General features: G+C 70.7%; 14 protein-coding genes. 4 read left to right on the forward strand and 10 right to left on the reverse strand.

Annotated features, from left to right (window positions below):
- The first annotated feature begins 5 nt into the window (after positions 1–5).
- Entirely contained in the window at positions 6–959 is a 954-nt protein-coding gene (locus ACFFQA_RS24160; protein ID WP_377856451.1) for a zinc-binding dehydrogenase, read from the forward strand.
- A 245-nt stretch (positions 960–1,204) separates the two neighbouring features.
- On the opposite strand, the gene ACFFQA_RS24165 is transcribed toward ACFFQA_RS24160, so the two are convergent.
- The 7 genes from ACFFQA_RS24165 to ACFFQA_RS24195 all read right to left on the reverse strand — a co-directional run bounded on the left by ACFFQA_RS24165 (position 1,205) and on the right by ACFFQA_RS24195 (position 9,218).
- Positions 1,205–2,257 carry a zinc-binding dehydrogenase gene (locus tag ACFFQA_RS24165; RefSeq protein WP_377856454.1) on the reverse strand — a complete coding sequence of 351 codons (1,053 nt, stop codon included), beginning with the start codon at positions 2,255–2,257 and terminating at the stop codon, positions 1,205–1,207.
- 281 nt (positions 2,258–2,538) lie between these two features.
- Positions 2,539–3,336, reverse strand: coding sequence for an enduracididine biosynthesis enzyme MppR (gene mppR / locus ACFFQA_RS24170; RefSeq protein WP_377856457.1), 798 nt, complete (start codon positions 3,334–3,336; stop codon positions 2,539–2,541).
- Positions 3,337–3,349: 13 nt separating this feature from the next.
- The gene (locus ACFFQA_RS24175) at positions 3,350–4,561 is read right to left on the reverse strand and encodes an aminotransferase class I/II-fold pyridoxal phosphate-dependent enzyme (RefSeq protein ID WP_377856460.1); all 1,212 of its coding nucleotides are present in this window, start codon (positions 4,559–4,561) and stop codon (positions 3,350–3,352) included.
- On the reverse strand, positions 4,561–5,721 hold the full coding sequence (gene mppP, locus ACFFQA_RS24180) for an enduracididine biosynthesis enzyme MppP (protein WP_377856463.1): 1,161 nt from the start codon (positions 5,719–5,721) through the stop codon (positions 4,561–4,563). The genes ACFFQA_RS24175 and mppP overlap by 1 nt, the downstream gene beginning before the upstream one ends.
- Positions 5,722–6,014: 293 nt before the next feature.
- Positions 6,015–7,022: an erythromycin esterase family protein gene (locus tag ACFFQA_RS24185; protein WP_377856465.1), complete on the reverse strand. Its 1,008-nt coding sequence runs from the start codon at positions 7,020–7,022 to the stop codon at positions 6,015–6,017.
- A complete protein-coding gene (locus ACFFQA_RS24190) occupies positions 7,022–7,780 on the reverse strand; it encodes a sugar phosphate isomerase/epimerase family protein (protein ID WP_377856468.1) in 759 nt (252 codons plus the stop codon). The genes ACFFQA_RS24185 and ACFFQA_RS24190 overlap by 1 nt, the downstream gene beginning before the upstream one ends.
- A gap of 193 nt (positions 7,781–7,973) precedes the next feature.
- Entirely contained in the window at positions 7,974–9,218 is a 1,245-nt protein-coding gene (locus ACFFQA_RS24195; protein ID WP_377856471.1) for an FAD-dependent oxidoreductase, read from the reverse strand.
- Positions 9,219–9,308: 90 nt separating this feature from the next.
- Between ACFFQA_RS24195 and ACFFQA_RS24200 the strand changes: the two genes are divergently transcribed.
- Entirely contained in the window at positions 9,309–10,301 is a 993-nt protein-coding gene (locus ACFFQA_RS24200; RefSeq protein WP_377856474.1) for a helix-turn-helix transcriptional regulator, read from the forward strand.
- Between the two features lie 205 nt (positions 10,302–10,506).
- Complete coding sequence (locus ACFFQA_RS24205) at positions 10,507–10,965, forward strand: MarR family winged helix-turn-helix transcriptional regulator (RefSeq protein ID WP_377856477.1); 459 nt, start codon at positions 10,507–10,509, stop codon at positions 10,963–10,965.
- A gap of 53 nt (positions 10,966–11,018) precedes the next feature.
- Here ACFFQA_RS24205 and ACFFQA_RS24210 read toward each other — a convergent pair whose 3' ends face one another.
- On the reverse strand, positions 11,019–11,723 hold the full coding sequence (locus ACFFQA_RS24210) for a hypothetical protein (protein ID WP_377856480.1): 705 nt from the start codon (positions 11,721–11,723) through the stop codon (positions 11,019–11,021).
- Positions 11,724–12,030: 307 nt separating this feature from the next.
- On the opposite strand from ACFFQA_RS24210, the gene ACFFQA_RS24215 reads away from it, so the two are divergent.
- Positions 12,031–12,507 (forward strand): GNAT family N-acetyltransferase, encoded by a 477-nt coding sequence (locus ACFFQA_RS24215; protein ID WP_377856483.1) that lies wholly within the window; start codon positions 12,031–12,033, stop codon positions 12,505–12,507.
- Here the strand turns inward: ACFFQA_RS24215 and ACFFQA_RS24220 are convergent.
- Both ACFFQA_RS24220 and ACFFQA_RS24225 read right to left on the reverse strand, forming a co-directional pair.
- Entirely contained in the window at positions 12,473–13,300 is an 828-nt protein-coding gene (locus ACFFQA_RS24220) for a lipase family protein (protein WP_377856486.1), read from the reverse strand. The genes ACFFQA_RS24215 and ACFFQA_RS24220 overlap by 35 nt on opposite strands.
- A 110-nt stretch (positions 13,301–13,410) precedes the next feature.
- Positions 13,411–14,559: an epoxide hydrolase family protein gene (locus ACFFQA_RS24225; protein WP_377856489.1), complete on the reverse strand. Its 1,149-nt coding sequence runs from the start codon at positions 14,557–14,559 to the stop codon at positions 13,411–13,413.
- Between the last annotated feature and the right edge of the window lie 10 nt (positions 14,560–14,569).

Below are 14,569 nucleotides of genomic sequence, written 5' to 3' on the forward strand. Positions count from 1 at the left end.
TCGGCATGCGAGTGGTGGAACTGACGCGGTTCGGTGGTCCCGAGGTGCTGGTGCCGGGCGAGGCTCCTGCCCCGGCAGCCGGTGACGGGCAGGTGGTGGTCGATGTCGCGGCCGCCGGGATCACCTTTGTGGAGACCCAGATCCGGCGCGGCGTGGACAAGTGGCACGACGTCCCGGAGCCGCCGTACGTGCCGGGCGGCGTGGTCGCGGGCACGGTGCGCGAGGTCGGCGTGGGCGTGGACGAGGCCTGGATCGGCCGCCGTGTCCTCGCCGACACGGGCGTGACCGGTGGTTTCGCGGAGATGGCGGCGGCCGACGTCCAGACCCTGATCCCGGTGCCGGACGGGTTGGAGCTGACTGCGGCGGTCGCGCTGCACACCGACGGCACCACCGCGCTCGGGCTGGTCGAGGGCGCGGGGATTACGCCGGGCGAACGGGTTCTGGTCGAGGCGGCGGGCGGCGGTGTCGGCAGCCTGCTCGTGCAGTTGGCACGGGCCAGAGGCGCGCACGTGGTCGGAGCGGCTCGCGGTCAGCGGAAGCTCGACCTGGTCCGGACGCTCGGCGCGGACGAGGTCGTCGATTACTCCACTGAGGACTGGACCTCGGCGTTGGCGCCCGTTGACGTCGTCTTCGACGGCGTCGGAGGAGAGATCGGGCGAGCCGCTTTCGGCCTCGTGGCGCGCGGAGGACGCTTCTCAGTTCACGGAGCGGCGAGCGACGCGGTCACCGAGATCGACCCCGCCGAAGCCGCGCGGCGCGGCGTCGAGGTGTTGGGGATCGAGCAGCTGTTCGGCTTCGGTGAACACGCCAAGGAATGGGCGGAGCGGGTGTTGGCCGAGGCGGTCGCGGGGCGGATTCGCCCGGTCATCGGGCAGAGCTTCCCGTTGGAGCGAGCGGCCGACGCGCACGCCGCGATCGAGTCGCGCACCTCGGTCGGCAAGACCCTCCTGCTCCCCTAGGCCGTGCCCTGCAGCCTGCGCGCGTGGGCTGGCGTGGTCGGGGTTCTCGCGTTTTGTAGGCATATTGCGCAAAAGAGCGCTCCCATTTCGCAATATGCCTACAAAACGCGAAGTAGGGCAACGTGCGGTGGACTTCGGGTGAGGGGGCCACGAGGTGATGGGGTGGTTGTCACCACGTGCAGGACACAGCGCGGGCACCGTCTTACCCGGGCCGCCCTGAACCGGGGCAGCCCGGGTACCGGACGCTACGGGGTGAGGACGAGGCGGATGGGGTCGCCCACCTTGTCGTGCAGCTGCTGGACCGCCTTCTCGGCGTCCGCCAGCGGAACGCGCGCGCTGATCGACCTGGAGAAGTCCAGCCGCTGGTACCCGGCGAGCCCGATCAGCTCCTCCACGTGCTGCGCCAGCGAGCCGTAGTGGCCGACGACCTGGTGGAAGGCGAAGCAGAACCCGATGCTGTCCCGCACGTCCAGCTGCTCCGGCGTCAGCCCGACCAGCACGAGCTTTCCGTTGCGGCCCAAAGACTTCACCGCTTGGACGCGGGCAGCACCCGCACCGGCGAAGTCGAAGGCGTGGTCAAGGCCCTGACCGCCGGTGGCCGCGCTCAGCTGCGCGGGGAAGTCCGGGTCCAGCGGGTCGAGCGCCACGTCCGCGCCGAAGGTCAATGCGCGCTCACGGGCCGCCGTGCTCGGGTCGATCGCGATGATCGGGGCCGCTCCGACCAGGCGCAGGATCTGCACACCGTGGGTGCCGAGGCCGCCCGTCCCCCACACGCCGGCCGACTCGCCGACACGGACCTGCGCCGTGGTGGTGATCGCCGCGTACGGGGTGGAGACCGCGTCCGGGATGATCGCCGCCTCCTCGAACGGCAGGCTGTCCGGGATCGGCACGACCGTGTCGTGGCGGGCGACCGTGTACTCCGCCCAGCCGCCGTCGTAGTCAACGCCACGCGTGAGCACCTGGAGGCACGGGGTGCGGCCGCGGGAACAGTTCTCGCACATCCGGCACGCCTGACCGGCCTGGAGTGCGACGCGCTGGCCGACGCGCAGCCGGTCGGGCACCTCCGCGCCGACGGCCTCGATCACGCCAGCCACCTCGTGGCCGAGGGTGACGACCGTCGAGGGGTTGTACACCGGTGTGAACATGCCTTCGATCAGGTGCAGATCGGACAGGCACACTCCGGCGGCTCGGACGGCGACAAGGACCTCGTTGGCGGCCGGTTCTGGCACGGGGACCTCTTCGACCGCGAAGCGTTTCGTGGTCAGGTCGAGCCGTCCGGCGAGCATCGTGGCATTCACGGGTGCCAGGCTCGCACATCAGGCACTGGGAGATCATCCAGGGAACGCGCCGCCCGACCGAGCCCCAGGCCGACCACCTCACCACCGCTGAGCGCGGGCTGGCGTGCACCGAACGCGGGCTGGCGTGGTCGGCGTTCTCGCGTTTTGTAGGCATATTGCGCAAAAGAGCGCTCCCATTTCGCAATATGCCTACAAAACGCGAAATGGGGGGCAGGGGTGGTGAGGGCGCCGGCGGGGGGGGAGGGAGGAGGAGTGGTGCCACCACGTGCGGGATTTGGGCGCTAGTCGAGCAGCTCGCCGCCGTGCAGCGTCTCGGCGTAGTGGAAGGTGTAGCCCGCGCCGACCTCGACCGGGGCCAGGCCCGCGAAGTCCGAGTCGATCATGTCCAGGAACCGCAGCTGGGCCGGCCCCGTGTGGATCGGCGAGAACTCCACGCCGTCCACCCGCGAGGTCACCAGCGCGGTGCCGGGGACCTCGCCGTCGATCCACGCGGGCGTGGTCTTGGTGTGCACCAAGGGGATGTCGTGCAGCAGCGGCGGCTTGGCGACCAGCTCGCGGGTGGTCACCGACGCCTCGACGACGCGGCGCCCGTTGACCGAGAGGGTGCCGTCGAACCGGCCGCCCTCGCCGGGCCTGGGACCGGTGCGGCCGACGAGCTTCGGGCGGGTCTGGTGGATCGAGCCCAGCTGCTTGGGCATTCCCTGCACCCAGCCGCGCATCATCGGCACGGACTTGTCCACCCACGCGTAGGGGCAGCGGGCCAGCGGGCGACCCCGGTGCTCGCAGGCGATGAAGATCAGGAACTCGGCGAACTGGCAGCGCTGGGGTTCGGCGAGCTCGGCGCCGTCGTCGGAGCACCAGTTCCACTCCGCGAACACCGCGGCCGCCGCGCCGGGGTCGGCGCCCAGGGTGAGACCGGGCGGCAGGAACCGGGCCGCGCGCTCGGGGTCCACCCGGTAGTCGACCATGACCACCTCGCCTGCGAAGTGCCACGGCGGCGGGGTCAGCATCGACGACAAACCGTTGGGAGACAACGGGAGGCTGTATCCGCGCGGTCCCGTGACTGTGGGGTTCGCCATGGTCGGCAAGCTCCTATCCTCGGAGGGTCTGGCACCACGCGGCGGCGAGCAGCTCGGCCGCGTCGGCCAGCCGCCGGGGTGAGGTGAAGCTGTAGGCGAGGCGGATGCGCGCCTGCTCGTGCGCGCCGAAGCGCGCGCCCGGCGCGACGCCCACCCCGGCCCGGCTGGCGGCGGCGACCAGGTCGTCCTCGGCGACGCGGGCCGCCGAGCGCAGCCACAGGAAGAAGCCGCCGCCCGGCAGGGCGAAGTCGATCTCCTCCGGCAGCCGTGCGCGCAGCACGTCGGCGAGCGCGTCGCGCCGTGCGGCCAGCTGGGTCCGCAGCCACCGCAGGTGGCGGTCGTAGCCGCCGTCCCGCAGCAGCGTCGTGACCGCGAGGGACGTGGTGTGGTTGAGGCAGCCGCCGCTGACGAAGGCCCCGCGCGTCACCAGCTTCTCGGCCAGCTCGGCGTTGGTCTGGAGCCAGCCGAGTCGCAGTCCGGGCGCCAGCGTCTTCGCGAAGGAGCCGAGCCGGATCACGCCGTGGTACCCGGCGAGCGCAGCCAGCGACGGCGGCGCCGAGCCCCCGTCCAGGCTCAGCTCAGCGTATGCGTCGTCCTCCACCACGAGCACACCGTGCCGGGCGGCGACCCGCAGCAGCTCCTCACGCCGCCGACGAGGGACGACGATGCCGGTGGGGTTGTGGAAGGTCGGATTGAGGTAGAGGAAACCGACGCGCCCGCGGTGGCTGGTGATCGCCCGCTCCAGGGCCGCCGGGTCCATCCCCTCGGAGTCGCCTGGCACCGCCCTGGTCGGCAGCCCGGCGTCGGTGATGATCTGCCTGCCCAGGTCGTAGGAGTGGGTGTCGACGAGCACGGGGTCACCGCGGGCGGCAAGCGCCGTGCACACCAGGTTCAGCGCCTGGGTGGTGCCCGCAGTCACGAGCACCTGCTCCGGCGCGCACGGGATCCCGTCCACTGTGGACGCGCGCTGGGCCAGCGCCGCCCGCAGGTCGAGCGCGCCGTTGTCGAGGCCGTACCCCAGAGCCGCCGCGCCGTACTCGGTCAGGGCCCGCGAGTAGGCCTCCCGCATCAGGTCGACGGGAAGCAGTGCCTGGTCCAGGTAGCCGGGCCCGAGGGTGAACGGTTCGGCGGGCTCGCCGCCCTGCACCACCTCGGGGGTCCACCGGCGCGCGTGCGAGGACGGTCCGGCGCTCTCGCGCGCGAGGGCAACGGCCTCGACGGTCATCAGAGCTCCAGCAGCACTTCGCGGATGATCCTGGCGCATTCGGTGAGCGACTCCGTGGAGCGGGCGAGCGCGATGCGCAGGGTGCTGTCGCCGCCTGCCGGGTCGGCCCAGTGGAACTTGTGGCAGGGCAGCGCGTAGACGCCCCGGTCGCGCAGCGCCGACCACACCTCCATCGAGGAGCGGGTGCCGGTGTGGATGCGCTCCACGCTGCCCCGGCTGTGCAGGTCCGGGAAGTGGATGCCGGGCACGCCGTCCAGCGCGGTGCGCAGGACCGTGCGGTTGTGCTGGATGAACTTCTGCAGGTCGGCGAGGCCGCCGTCGGCCGCGTCCTCGGCGAAGCGGCGCACCAGCGTGAGGATCATCGGCGAGACCCCGAGCAGGATGTCGGAGTAGATCTTGCCGACCGGCAGGCCCAGGTTGGCCGATGTGACCAGCCAGCCGATCTTGAGGTCCAGGGTCGGCCAGAGCTTGCCGGTGTCCTCAACGACCGCCCAGCGGCAGCCGCTGCCCTCCAGCACCGCGTAGTGGTCGTACTGCGCGGAGATGTCGAAGCCGCGGAAGGAGGTGTCCAGGCACAGCACGACGTCGTGCTCGCGGCACTGCTCCGCGAGGCGGCGCAGCCGCTCCTCCGGCACCACGCGACCGGTGGGGTTGTTCGGCGTGGTGACGAAGACCGCGCCGACGGAGTCCAGCAGCCGCGCGTCGAGGTCGCCGCCGTGCAGCACGTCCTCCTCCAACGGGGTCAGCGTGATGCCGACGCCGCGCAGGATGTCCGGGATGTTGTCGAAGGTGGGGTGGACGAGGGCCATCCGGTCGATCTTGGTCACCAGGGAGCGCGAGAGGATCTCCATCGCCACCGAGGAGGAGTAGCAGGCCAGCACCCTGCCGTCGGCGCCGGGATAGGAGTGCTGCCCGAGCACCCCGAAGAACGCCTGGTGGGCCCGGATCTCCAGCTCCTCGACCGGGGTCGTCTCCGACTCCCGGAAGATGTTCGCCAGGTCGTCGATGATCACCGCCTGCCCCGGGGTGAGGAACTGCCTGGCGTGGCCGTCGGCCAGGTTCATGGAGCTGTTCAGCGCCAGGTACTCCAGCTGGGTCAGGTTGGCCTCGACGTCCTTCGAGGCGACCGGCTTCGTCTGGGCGATGTGTACTGCGCTCACGGATAACCTCGCTAGTTCGTACGCAGTGGTGGGCTGGACGCAGCACGGGGTAGGCCGATCCGAGAAGTCGGAACAGGATCGGCCACCCGTAAAGCGTTTTCGTCACTCGACCCGGATGATCATTCACCGAGGCAACGCATCACCCGGATCGTATACTCAGAAAATGTCCGCGCACACAAGCGCAATGGATTCCGAGATTGCCGGAGCGAGCCACCAGGGATATTTCCCCAGAAGTCAAACAGTTGTTTCCCCAGCTCACATGGGGGATCGTGGCGATGGAGGCGGAATGGCGGTCACCGCGCGGTCAATGGCCGCGCTCTGGTCGTCATCCGCACGAAGGCGAGGCCGTCGTACTCGCACGGCCGGACGGTCGCACTGGTTTTCCGCATGAGCGGCCACAGGAACACCATCGAGCCGAATGCCCGGAGTTTCGTTTTGCGGCGCACCCATCGCGCGACCCGCTCGTCACCGGGCGCGGGCCGGAGGTCGACGAGAAAGGCCCGCTCGCGGACCCGCGAGAGCTGCCACTCCACACTGCCCGGTCGCGCGGGGCCGAGAACGAGCTCGGTGAGCTTGCCGCCGGGGAACCGCAACGCCTGGAACCCGCCTTCGTAGGCGGCGAAGCCGAGCACGTAGTACTGCCGCCGGTACCGGTCTGCCAGGTGCGAGCCCAGGCTGGTGCCGACGCCGCGCGCGAGGTGGCCGTTGTGCGCCCAGAGCATCACGCGGGTCCCGGGCTCCTCGGCGTCGAGGATGCGCTGCACGGCCTCGGCCATGTACTTGTCGCGCAGGTGACTTCCCTTGGTGGACAAGGCGGGCAGCGCGGTGATCTCCCGCGCCCGGTCGGCCGTCCACTGGTCAGCACCCGGCTCGTCGAGCGGGTCGATCCCCCGGAACCGCACGCGCCGCCGCGCGGGGAGCTCCGCGTTGTGCGCCCGCAGCCACTCCACGAGCGCGAGCACTTCCTCGGTGTGCCAGGTCCAGAAGCCGACGGTGGCCAGCGCCTGCCTCGCGGTGCCGACCCCGTCGACGACGTAGTCGTTGACCGCGCGACAGGCGGCCACCCCGGCTTCCAGGGCGAAGACGGTGAAACCCAGTCGCCGCACCAGGAACTCGACCAGCCGGTGCTTGAGCGTGAAGAACTCGCGGGTGCCGTGGGTGGCTTCGCCGAGCCCGACGACGCGCACGTCGGCGAGCACCTCGGCGAGGGGTTCGATGTCGTCAACGCCGACCCCGGGTTCCACCCCGCTCAGGGCGATGACGTTCTCGTTCAGCCAGTCGGTGACCCGGTCGGCTCGCATCAGTCCACAGTAGACCACTCAAGCAGGGCCGAGGCGTCTGCTCGGAAGGCCTCAAGCGAGTCCTCGACAACGAACTCCAGCAGCACGAACCGGTCCTGGTCGTCGGAGCCCAGCTCGGCGAGCACTGGTCGCCACAGGTCGGCGCGCGCGGCGAGCGGCAACCGCTCGGTGAAACCGTCCGGGCCCCAGGAGAAGGCGTGCACCGTCCGGAGCCGTGGCAGCAGCGACCGCACCTCCTTCAGGCACGCGTCCACCTCCGGTGTTTCCTTCGGCTGCCAGTACGGCACAAGCGCGTCGACGTCGTCGAACAGCCGCGTCGCGGAGTCGATGTCGTCGGTCAGCGTCTCCACGTGGTACTCGACCGCGACCCGCACTCCGTGCACGGCGGCGAGTTCCGCGCAGCGGCGCAGGTCCTCGGTGACAGCATCCCGCTGTCGCGGGTCGATGTCGGCCGAGCCCGCGACGCCCGCCCACACCCTGATTGTCGGCGCGCCCAGCGCGACGGCGGTGCGCAGGGCGTCCGCGAAGGAGGCGGGGTCGGAGTCACCGGCCTTGTAGTAAGAGCCGTAGCCCTCCACGACCAGTCCGGCGTCGGCGGTCAGGGTCCGGGCGCGCTCCGCGGCGGCGAGGTCGCCGACGGGCACGTGGACGTCACCGCCCCACGTGACGGCCTTCAGCCCGGTGTCGGCGGTCAGCCGCACGATCTCGGGCACGGACAACTGGCGGAAGGTCACCGATACCAGGCCGGGGACGATCACGAGCGGCTCCACGTCAACGCGTCGGGCAGGAGGACACAGCAAGGCTAGACGAAAATGGTTATCATGTCGATGCGCGCCATCCCGTTGAGCCGCAGGCGGATCGCCGCCCGCTACCCGGGCAACCCCGATGTCGACATCGACGACGAACTCGCCCAGCCTGTGCTGACCGGGAAGGCCCCCGTGGGGTGGGCAGTCAGCGCCGCAGCCGGGTGGCCGCGGCCAGGATCGGGGTGGCCACCGCAGTGGCCGCGGCACCGAGGGTGGTGTCGGTGGCCAGGATCAAACGGACGGTCTTCATGGCCAGGGTGAGGACTTCGCCGCCGCGCTGGCGCATCCCGGCCTCGAAGCGCCCGACCGCGTCGGCGAGCGTCGTGGTGCCGTCGATGGTCGCGGTGAGCTGGTCGAGCAGGTCAGCGGCGTCACGGATGGCCGCGCCCGCACCCATGCCGGCGGTGGGTGGTGTGGCGTGGACGGCGTCGCCGAGGGCCGTGATACGGCCGGCATTCCACGGCGCGAGGTCGGTGGCGCGGGTCGAGGCGGCGTTGAACCGGTACGCGGCCACGCTGGCAGGATCGGCGCGGGCGATGACCTCCAGCGTGCGATCGGCCCACCCACGGGCGCGGAACCGGTCGAGCAGCGCGGTTTGCAACTGGGCGCCATGCAGGTCGCGCAGGGATTCGGTCTGGGCGGATTCGGGGAACATCGCGCCCCAGATGTAGGTGGGGCCGGTGGTGACCGACATCCGCAGCTCAGGGGCGTCGAGGGCGGCGTTGCCGACCGGGTCGAGGAACCCGATGTAGAGCGCGGCGCCGCGCGGGCCGATCGCCAGCGCCGAGCGCGGCCCGAGGCGCCGCTGCTCAGCGGGGCTGAGGTCGGCGCGTCGGGTGCGCCCGGAGAATCCGATGATGCCGGCCGGGCGGTTGGTCGGGCCTGCCGCCAGGTGCCGGGCGACGACCGAGTGGGTACCGTCGGCGCCGACAACCAGATCGGCGGTGACCGACGTGCCGTCGGCGAACGCCACCCGCGGCCTCCCGTGCTCGTCGTGATCGACACCCGACACATCCCGCCCGAGATGCAGGTCCTCACCGACTGCTTCGGCCAGCAGCGTGCGCAGCGTGATGCGATCGACGTCGATGCTCGCGCTGCCGGTCAGGTCCGGGCCGTGCCCGAGCAGACGGCCGCGCCGGTCCCAGAACGCGTCCCGCTCCCGCAGCCGCAGCGCCGACCCCGACGCCAGCAGCCGCCGCATGATCTCCGGCGCCACCAACCGCTCCAACGCCGACTGCGCCCGCTGGTCAAGGGTGATGTGGTAGCCGCCGGTCGCGGTGACATCGGTGTCGCGGTCGAACACCGCCACCTGATACCCGCCGCGCCGCAGCCCGGCACCCAATGCGAGCCCGCCGATCCCGCCCCCGACCACGACGACGCGCATGCTCATCCATCCTCCACTGCTCAGTGATCACTTGTCCGAGCCAGACAGTGACACCGGTAGTGGACACCGAGTGACCAGTACGGGTGCCAGGATGGGATGGTGGCGAGCACCTCGCATCGAGCGTTGCGGCTGTTGTCCCTGCTGGGATCGCGCCGGCAGTGGCCGCTGCGCGAGCTGGCCGCCCGGCTTGAAGTCAGCGAGCGCACGGTCCGCCGCGACCTGGACACCCTGCGCGGACTCGGCTACTCGATCACGACCGTTCGCGGTCCCGACGGCGGCTACCGGCTCGGCTCCGGACACACCTTGCCGTTGCTGTTCGACCACGACCAGGCGCTCGCGATCGCCGTCGCGCTGCAGACCGCGCCCAGCACCGTGTTCGACCTGCAGGACGACACCGCCCGGGCACTGGCCACCTTGCAGCAAGCCGTGCCCGAGACGCTGCGCGCCGCGATGGAATCCCTGCGGCTGACCCGGCTGCAGAACTACTGGGAGTTCCCCGCGCCACCCATCGACTCCGCCGCGCTCAGCGCCGTCGGCACCGCAGTACGACACCGCCGCGTTCTCGTCACCGAACTCCTGCGCCCCGACGGGACACGCCCCGCCCCCGAAGACCAGGACTTCGCCGCCGCCCGTCGCATCGAGCCTCATCACCTCGTCGTGTGGGCGGGCCGGTGGTACGTCGTCGTCTACGACCTCGACGATCACCAGTGGCGAGTACACCGCGTGGACCGGCTGCACCCCCGCCCCACAACCTCCCACTTCAGCCACCGTGACCTGCCCGGCGGCGACATCGCCCCCTTCGTCATGAGCAGCCACGATCGCGGCGACACCCCCGCTGCCTGGCAGTGCACCGGCAGCGCACGGCTCAACCTGCCCGCGAGCATCGTGGCGCGCTGGGCCCCCGGGGGCTCCGTGGTCGAACACCTCGACACCCACCACTGCCGCCTCACTGTCGGCGCCTGGTCATGGGCGGGCATCGCCGGGATTCTCGCCACGTTCGACACCGACCTCACAGACGTGCACCCAGCCGAGCTCCTTGAGGCGTGCCGACACGTCGCGCACCGCTATCTGGCGATACCCGAGGCATGACCCGCGTGGCCGGCCATCGCGCCGCCAGCGACTGATCACTTCTGGTCAGGCATGTCCGCCCGCGTTCTCGGCGAGCACTACGGCGACCCCTCCCCCTGGCCGGCCAGCAGACCCGACGCGGCCGGTCCACGACACCTGGCCACAACGAACATGACTTCGACTTTCATTTCGTTCGCCGAACGAACGTCTAGATATGATCTTGACCGTGGCCAACAGTCGGGACGAGCTCGTACACCAGGTTCTCGCCGCGGGCAGGCAACTCACCGCCGCCGCCGTGACCCTCCACTCCGCCGTCGCCGACATGCAAGGCCTGTCCCCCGTCGAGGAGAAGGCACTGGAGCTGCTGGAGAACAGCGGCGCGCTCACCCCCGGCGAGCTGTCCCGGCACTGCGGACTCGCCCCAGCCTCGATCACCGGCCTGATCAACCGGCTGGAGGAGAAGGGCTTCGCCCGCAGGACCCCGCACCCCCAGGACCGCAGGCGACTGCTGGTGGAGATCAACCGCGACCGCCTGCACGGCGCGGCGGTGCTGCTGGAGGACTACGTGCGCATGGTCGTCGACCTGTGCGCCGACTACGACGACGACCAGCTGCGCGCCATCGCGGCCTTCACAGAGGAAGTGGCCCGACGCAAACGCGAGGCCGCGGGCAGGCTCACCCGCTGACACAGCGAACGGGAGCCTCCCGCAGGAGACTCCCGTCCACTGGCACGTCCTTCTCAGGCGGAGACCGGCGCCTCGACCCGGTAGCGGCCGACCCACGCGTTCGCCGCGACGTCCTGCACCGCGTCCTCGACCCTGCCCGGCAGTTTCCCCGCGGGCGGCAACGGGAACCGGTATCGCGTCGCGGGCAGCCCCTCGCGCGGAGGCGGCTCGTCCACCCGCCACGGGTCCAGCTGCGGGTAGCGCGCGGGGAAGGCCGGGTCCGCGGGGAAGACCTCCAGGCCCATCCGCTTGTCCGGGTGCACGACGCTTGTGCGGTCCAGCAGCGGGCGCGAGCTGATCCCGACCGCGCCGATCTCCTGCCACGGCACCGCGTGCAGCGTCCCCTCCGCACGCCACCACAACGCGCGCCGGTCCACGATCAGCCCGCGCCCGCGCAGCGACCTGCGCGCGCTCGCGACGAACCACAGGAACGCCGCGCCCGAGACGATCTGCCACAGCCAGACCCACGGGTGGGTCTCCCCGTCGGTGAGCACGGCGGCGCACACCACGGCGAGGAACCCGGAGATCCCGCCGCCCAGCATCAGCCACCGAGCCCCGGACACCCCGAAGTCCAGATCCACCGCCCCCGGCTGCATCGAGACCGCCCGTTGCTGCGCCGCGATCTTCATCGTCGGCGGACGGTGCGGGTTCACCACTGAGGTCACTGCTTCTGCGGAAGGAGCGGGCACCCGCTCCCAGCCACCACGACGCCACTTCACGTGATCAACCCTAGTGACCCGCGTTCAGCCACCGCCGCGTGTCCCCGTTCGAGCCACAGCGGCCGCCGTGCCCCCGGCATCGGTGGCGCACCGCAGCCACCCGCCACTCGCGCGCACAACCAGGGCACGCCCTGATCGATGAGCACGTGATCATCACCTCACCTGTTCCGGTTACCTCTCCGTCTGTCTTCGTAGGACGCCCGGACCGGCCGGGCGTTGTGTCAGCGGCGGCATCACCACCCGCCAGCCGCCACGGACGGCCTCCCGGGAATAATTAATTAAAAAAGAGCATGTTAATGTCACGAACATGAACCCAGAAATCGTCGTAGCAACCAAGGCCGACATTCCTGATCTCATACTCTCCGCGAGTCGACTTTTTGCCGAGGACGGTGGTCGGCGCGATCCCTTCATGGACACCGGCTGGCCGGCGCGGGAGGGCGCCGCGTACTACGGCCAGCTCGTCGACAGCGCGGACTGCTTGTGCCTTCTGGCCAGGAACGACCAGGTGGAAGGGCATCTCACGGGGCGGATCGCCACCTCCGCGCTTCGTCCTGGCGCGGTGGTGGCCGTCTTGGAGAGCATGCATGTCGCGGCAGAGCACCGGCGCCGCGGAATCGGCTCCGCGTTGGTCGAACGCTTCTTCGAATGGGCGGGTGGCCACAGCGCGAACGAGTTCTCGGTGACGGCGTACGCCAGTAACGAAGCCGCACTCGCGCTCTACCGCAAGCACGGCTTCGCGCCTTTCGAGGTCACGCTGACGAGAGGTTCTTCTCCAGCGCGGTGACGTACTTGTCGATGCAGTGGTCGCGGAGCGCGTCGCTGGTCGGGGCGAACACGTCCGCGGCGAGGCCCTTCAACCGGTCGGTGACGCCTCCGAGGAACGTCACGCTGTCGCGGATCTTGCCGGTGGAGTCGATGTAGTGCAGCGCGTCGACGTGGTGGTACAGCGGCTGCGGTGGCACCTGCGGGACGATGTCGTTGTTGTTGACGTAGCGGTGCATCCGCTTCACGAAGGCCTCGTCGTAGGCGCCCGCGAGCACGCGGTCGCAGGTCCTGGGCTGGCCGTAGGTGTAGACGCCGTCGGCGAGCAGCCGAGGGTCCTCGAAGTACAGGCTCGCGCCCGCCAGCATCGCCAGCGCCCCGCCGAGGCTGTGGCCGGTGAACCACAGCGTCTGGCCGTTGTCGCGGAAGGTGTCGATGGCGTCCTTGACGTCGCTGAAGACCGACTCCAGCGCTTGGCCGAAGCCGTAGTGGACCAGGCCGTTGCCACCGGGGCCGGGCCACGGCGGGGTGTTGACGTCGGAGAGCCAGTCGCGTATTCGCAGGGGTTCGGTGCCCCGGAACGCCACGACGATCATCTTGTCGCTGGCGGCGGTGTACGCCTGCGTGTCCTCAAGCGGGAACGGCTGGCGGTGCGGGGTGCGGTGGTGCCGGACGCGGTGGAAGCCCCACTCCCGGGCGGTGGTGTCGATGACGTCGGGCGCGGCGTAGGCGAGCTTGGCCGCTCGGGCTAACCAGTAGGCGTGCGCGGTGTTGTGTCCGGTCGCGCCGTGATCGGGTGCGGCGACGGTGGCCATGGCGGTTCCCTCCGGTAGCGGTGCGGGGCCGCATCCCGTCTTACCGAAGATCCACTCCGCCTTGGTCCCGGTCCACCCGATGCGGGATTTCGCCCTGGCGCCTGCCCGAGTCAGCGCACCAGGCGGAAGAAGGACCGAACGTCCTCGACGAACAGTCCTGGCTGCTCGAACGCGCCGAAGTGCCCGCCCTTGGCGAGCTCGCTCCACTGGCGGATGTCGGTGAACCGCTTGGCGGCCCAGCGCCGGGACGGCCGCAGCATCTCCTTCGGGAAGATCGCCGCCCCTGTCGGAACGCCGATGGTGTCCACTGTGGACTCGGTGAACAGCCGCGTGACGTCGGCGATGCTCTCCCAGTACAGCCGGGCCGAGGACGCCGCGGTCGCGGTCAGCCAGTACAGAGTGATGTTGTCGAGCATCTCGTCGCGGGTGAGCGCGTTCTCGGGGTGGCCGTCGCAGTCGGTCCACGCGCGGAACTTCTCCAGGATCCACGCGCACTGCCCCGCGGGTGAGTCGACCAACCCGTAGCCCAGGGTCTGCGGCCGGGTGCCCTGTTGGACGGAGTAGCCGTTCTCCGAGCGCTGCGAGCGCTCGATGTCGTCGACGGACGCGCGTTCGGCGTCGGTGAGCTCGCCGAAGGTCGCCCGGTCGGGCGCGGCCAGCGGCGGGTTGAGGTGGATGCCGACGAGCCGGTCCGGGGCCTGCTGGGCCATGCTCGACGTGACGCTGGTCCCCCAGTCCCCGCCCTGCGCGCCGTAGCGGTCGTAGCCCAGTCGCGCCATCAGCTCGATCCACGCCGCGGCGATCCGCTCGACGTTCCAGCCGCTGCGCGTGGGCTTGTCGCTGAAGCCGTAGCCGGGCAGCGACGGGCACACGACGTGGAAGGCGTCAGCGGGATCGGCGGGGTTGGTCAGCGGTTCGATGACCTTGAGGAACTCCACGACCGAGCCGGGCCAGCCGTGCGTCATGACCAGCGGGAGCGCCGTGGGGTGCGGCGACCGGACGTGCAGGAAGTGGATGCCGAGGCCGTCGATGTCGGTGCGGTACTGGGGGAAGGAGTTCAGCCGCGCCTCCACCGCCCGCCAGTCGTAGTCCCGCGCCCAGTAGCGGCACAGCTCCCGCAGGTACGCCTGGGGCACGCCCTGCGACCAGTCCTGGACCGTCTCGGGTTCGGCCCAGCGCGTGCGGGTGAGCCGCTCGCGCAGGTCGGCGAGGTCGGCCTCGGGGATCTCGACGCGGAACGGCGTGATCTTCTCCGACATGCGGGCAGCG

It is taken from the genome of Allokutzneria oryzae (genome assembly GCF_042429765.1).
GTDB classification, from domain to species: domain Bacteria; phylum Actinomycetota; class Actinomycetes; order Mycobacteriales; family Pseudonocardiaceae; genus Allokutzneria; species Allokutzneria oryzae.

Coding starts and splice junctions, on each gene's coding strand:
- ACFFQA_RS24160 (WP_377856451.1), top strand. CDS start 6: ATGCGAGTGGTGGAACTGACGCGGTTCGGTGGTCCCGAGGTGCTGGTG.
- mppR (WP_377856457.1), bottom strand. CDS start 3,336: ATGGCGAACCCCACAGTCACGGGACCGCGCGGATACAGCCTCCCGTTG.
- ACFFQA_RS24175 (WP_377856460.1), bottom strand. CDS start 4,561: ATGACCGTCGAGGCCGTTGCCCTCGCGCGCGAGAGCGCCGGACCGTCC.
- ACFFQA_RS24185 (WP_377856465.1), bottom strand. CDS start 7,022: ATGCGAGCCGACCGGGTCACCGACTGGCTGAACGAGAACGTCATCGCC.
- ACFFQA_RS24195 (WP_377856471.1), bottom strand. CDS start 9,218: ATGAGCATGCGCGTCGTCGTGGTCGGGGGCGGGATCGGCGGGCTCGCA.
- ACFFQA_RS24200 (WP_377856474.1), top strand. CDS start 9,309: ATGGTGGCGAGCACCTCGCATCGAGCGTTGCGGCTGTTGTCCCTGCTG.
- ACFFQA_RS24215 (WP_377856483.1), top strand. CDS start 12,031: ATGAACCCAGAAATCGTCGTAGCAACCAAGGCCGACATTCCTGATCTC.
- ACFFQA_RS24220 (WP_377856486.1), bottom strand. CDS start 13,300: ATGGCCACCGTCGCCGCACCCGATCACGGCGCGACCGGACACAACACC.
- ACFFQA_RS24225 (WP_377856489.1), bottom strand. CDS start 14,559: ATGTCGGAGAAGATCACGCCGTTCCGCGTCGAGATCCCCGAGGCCGAC.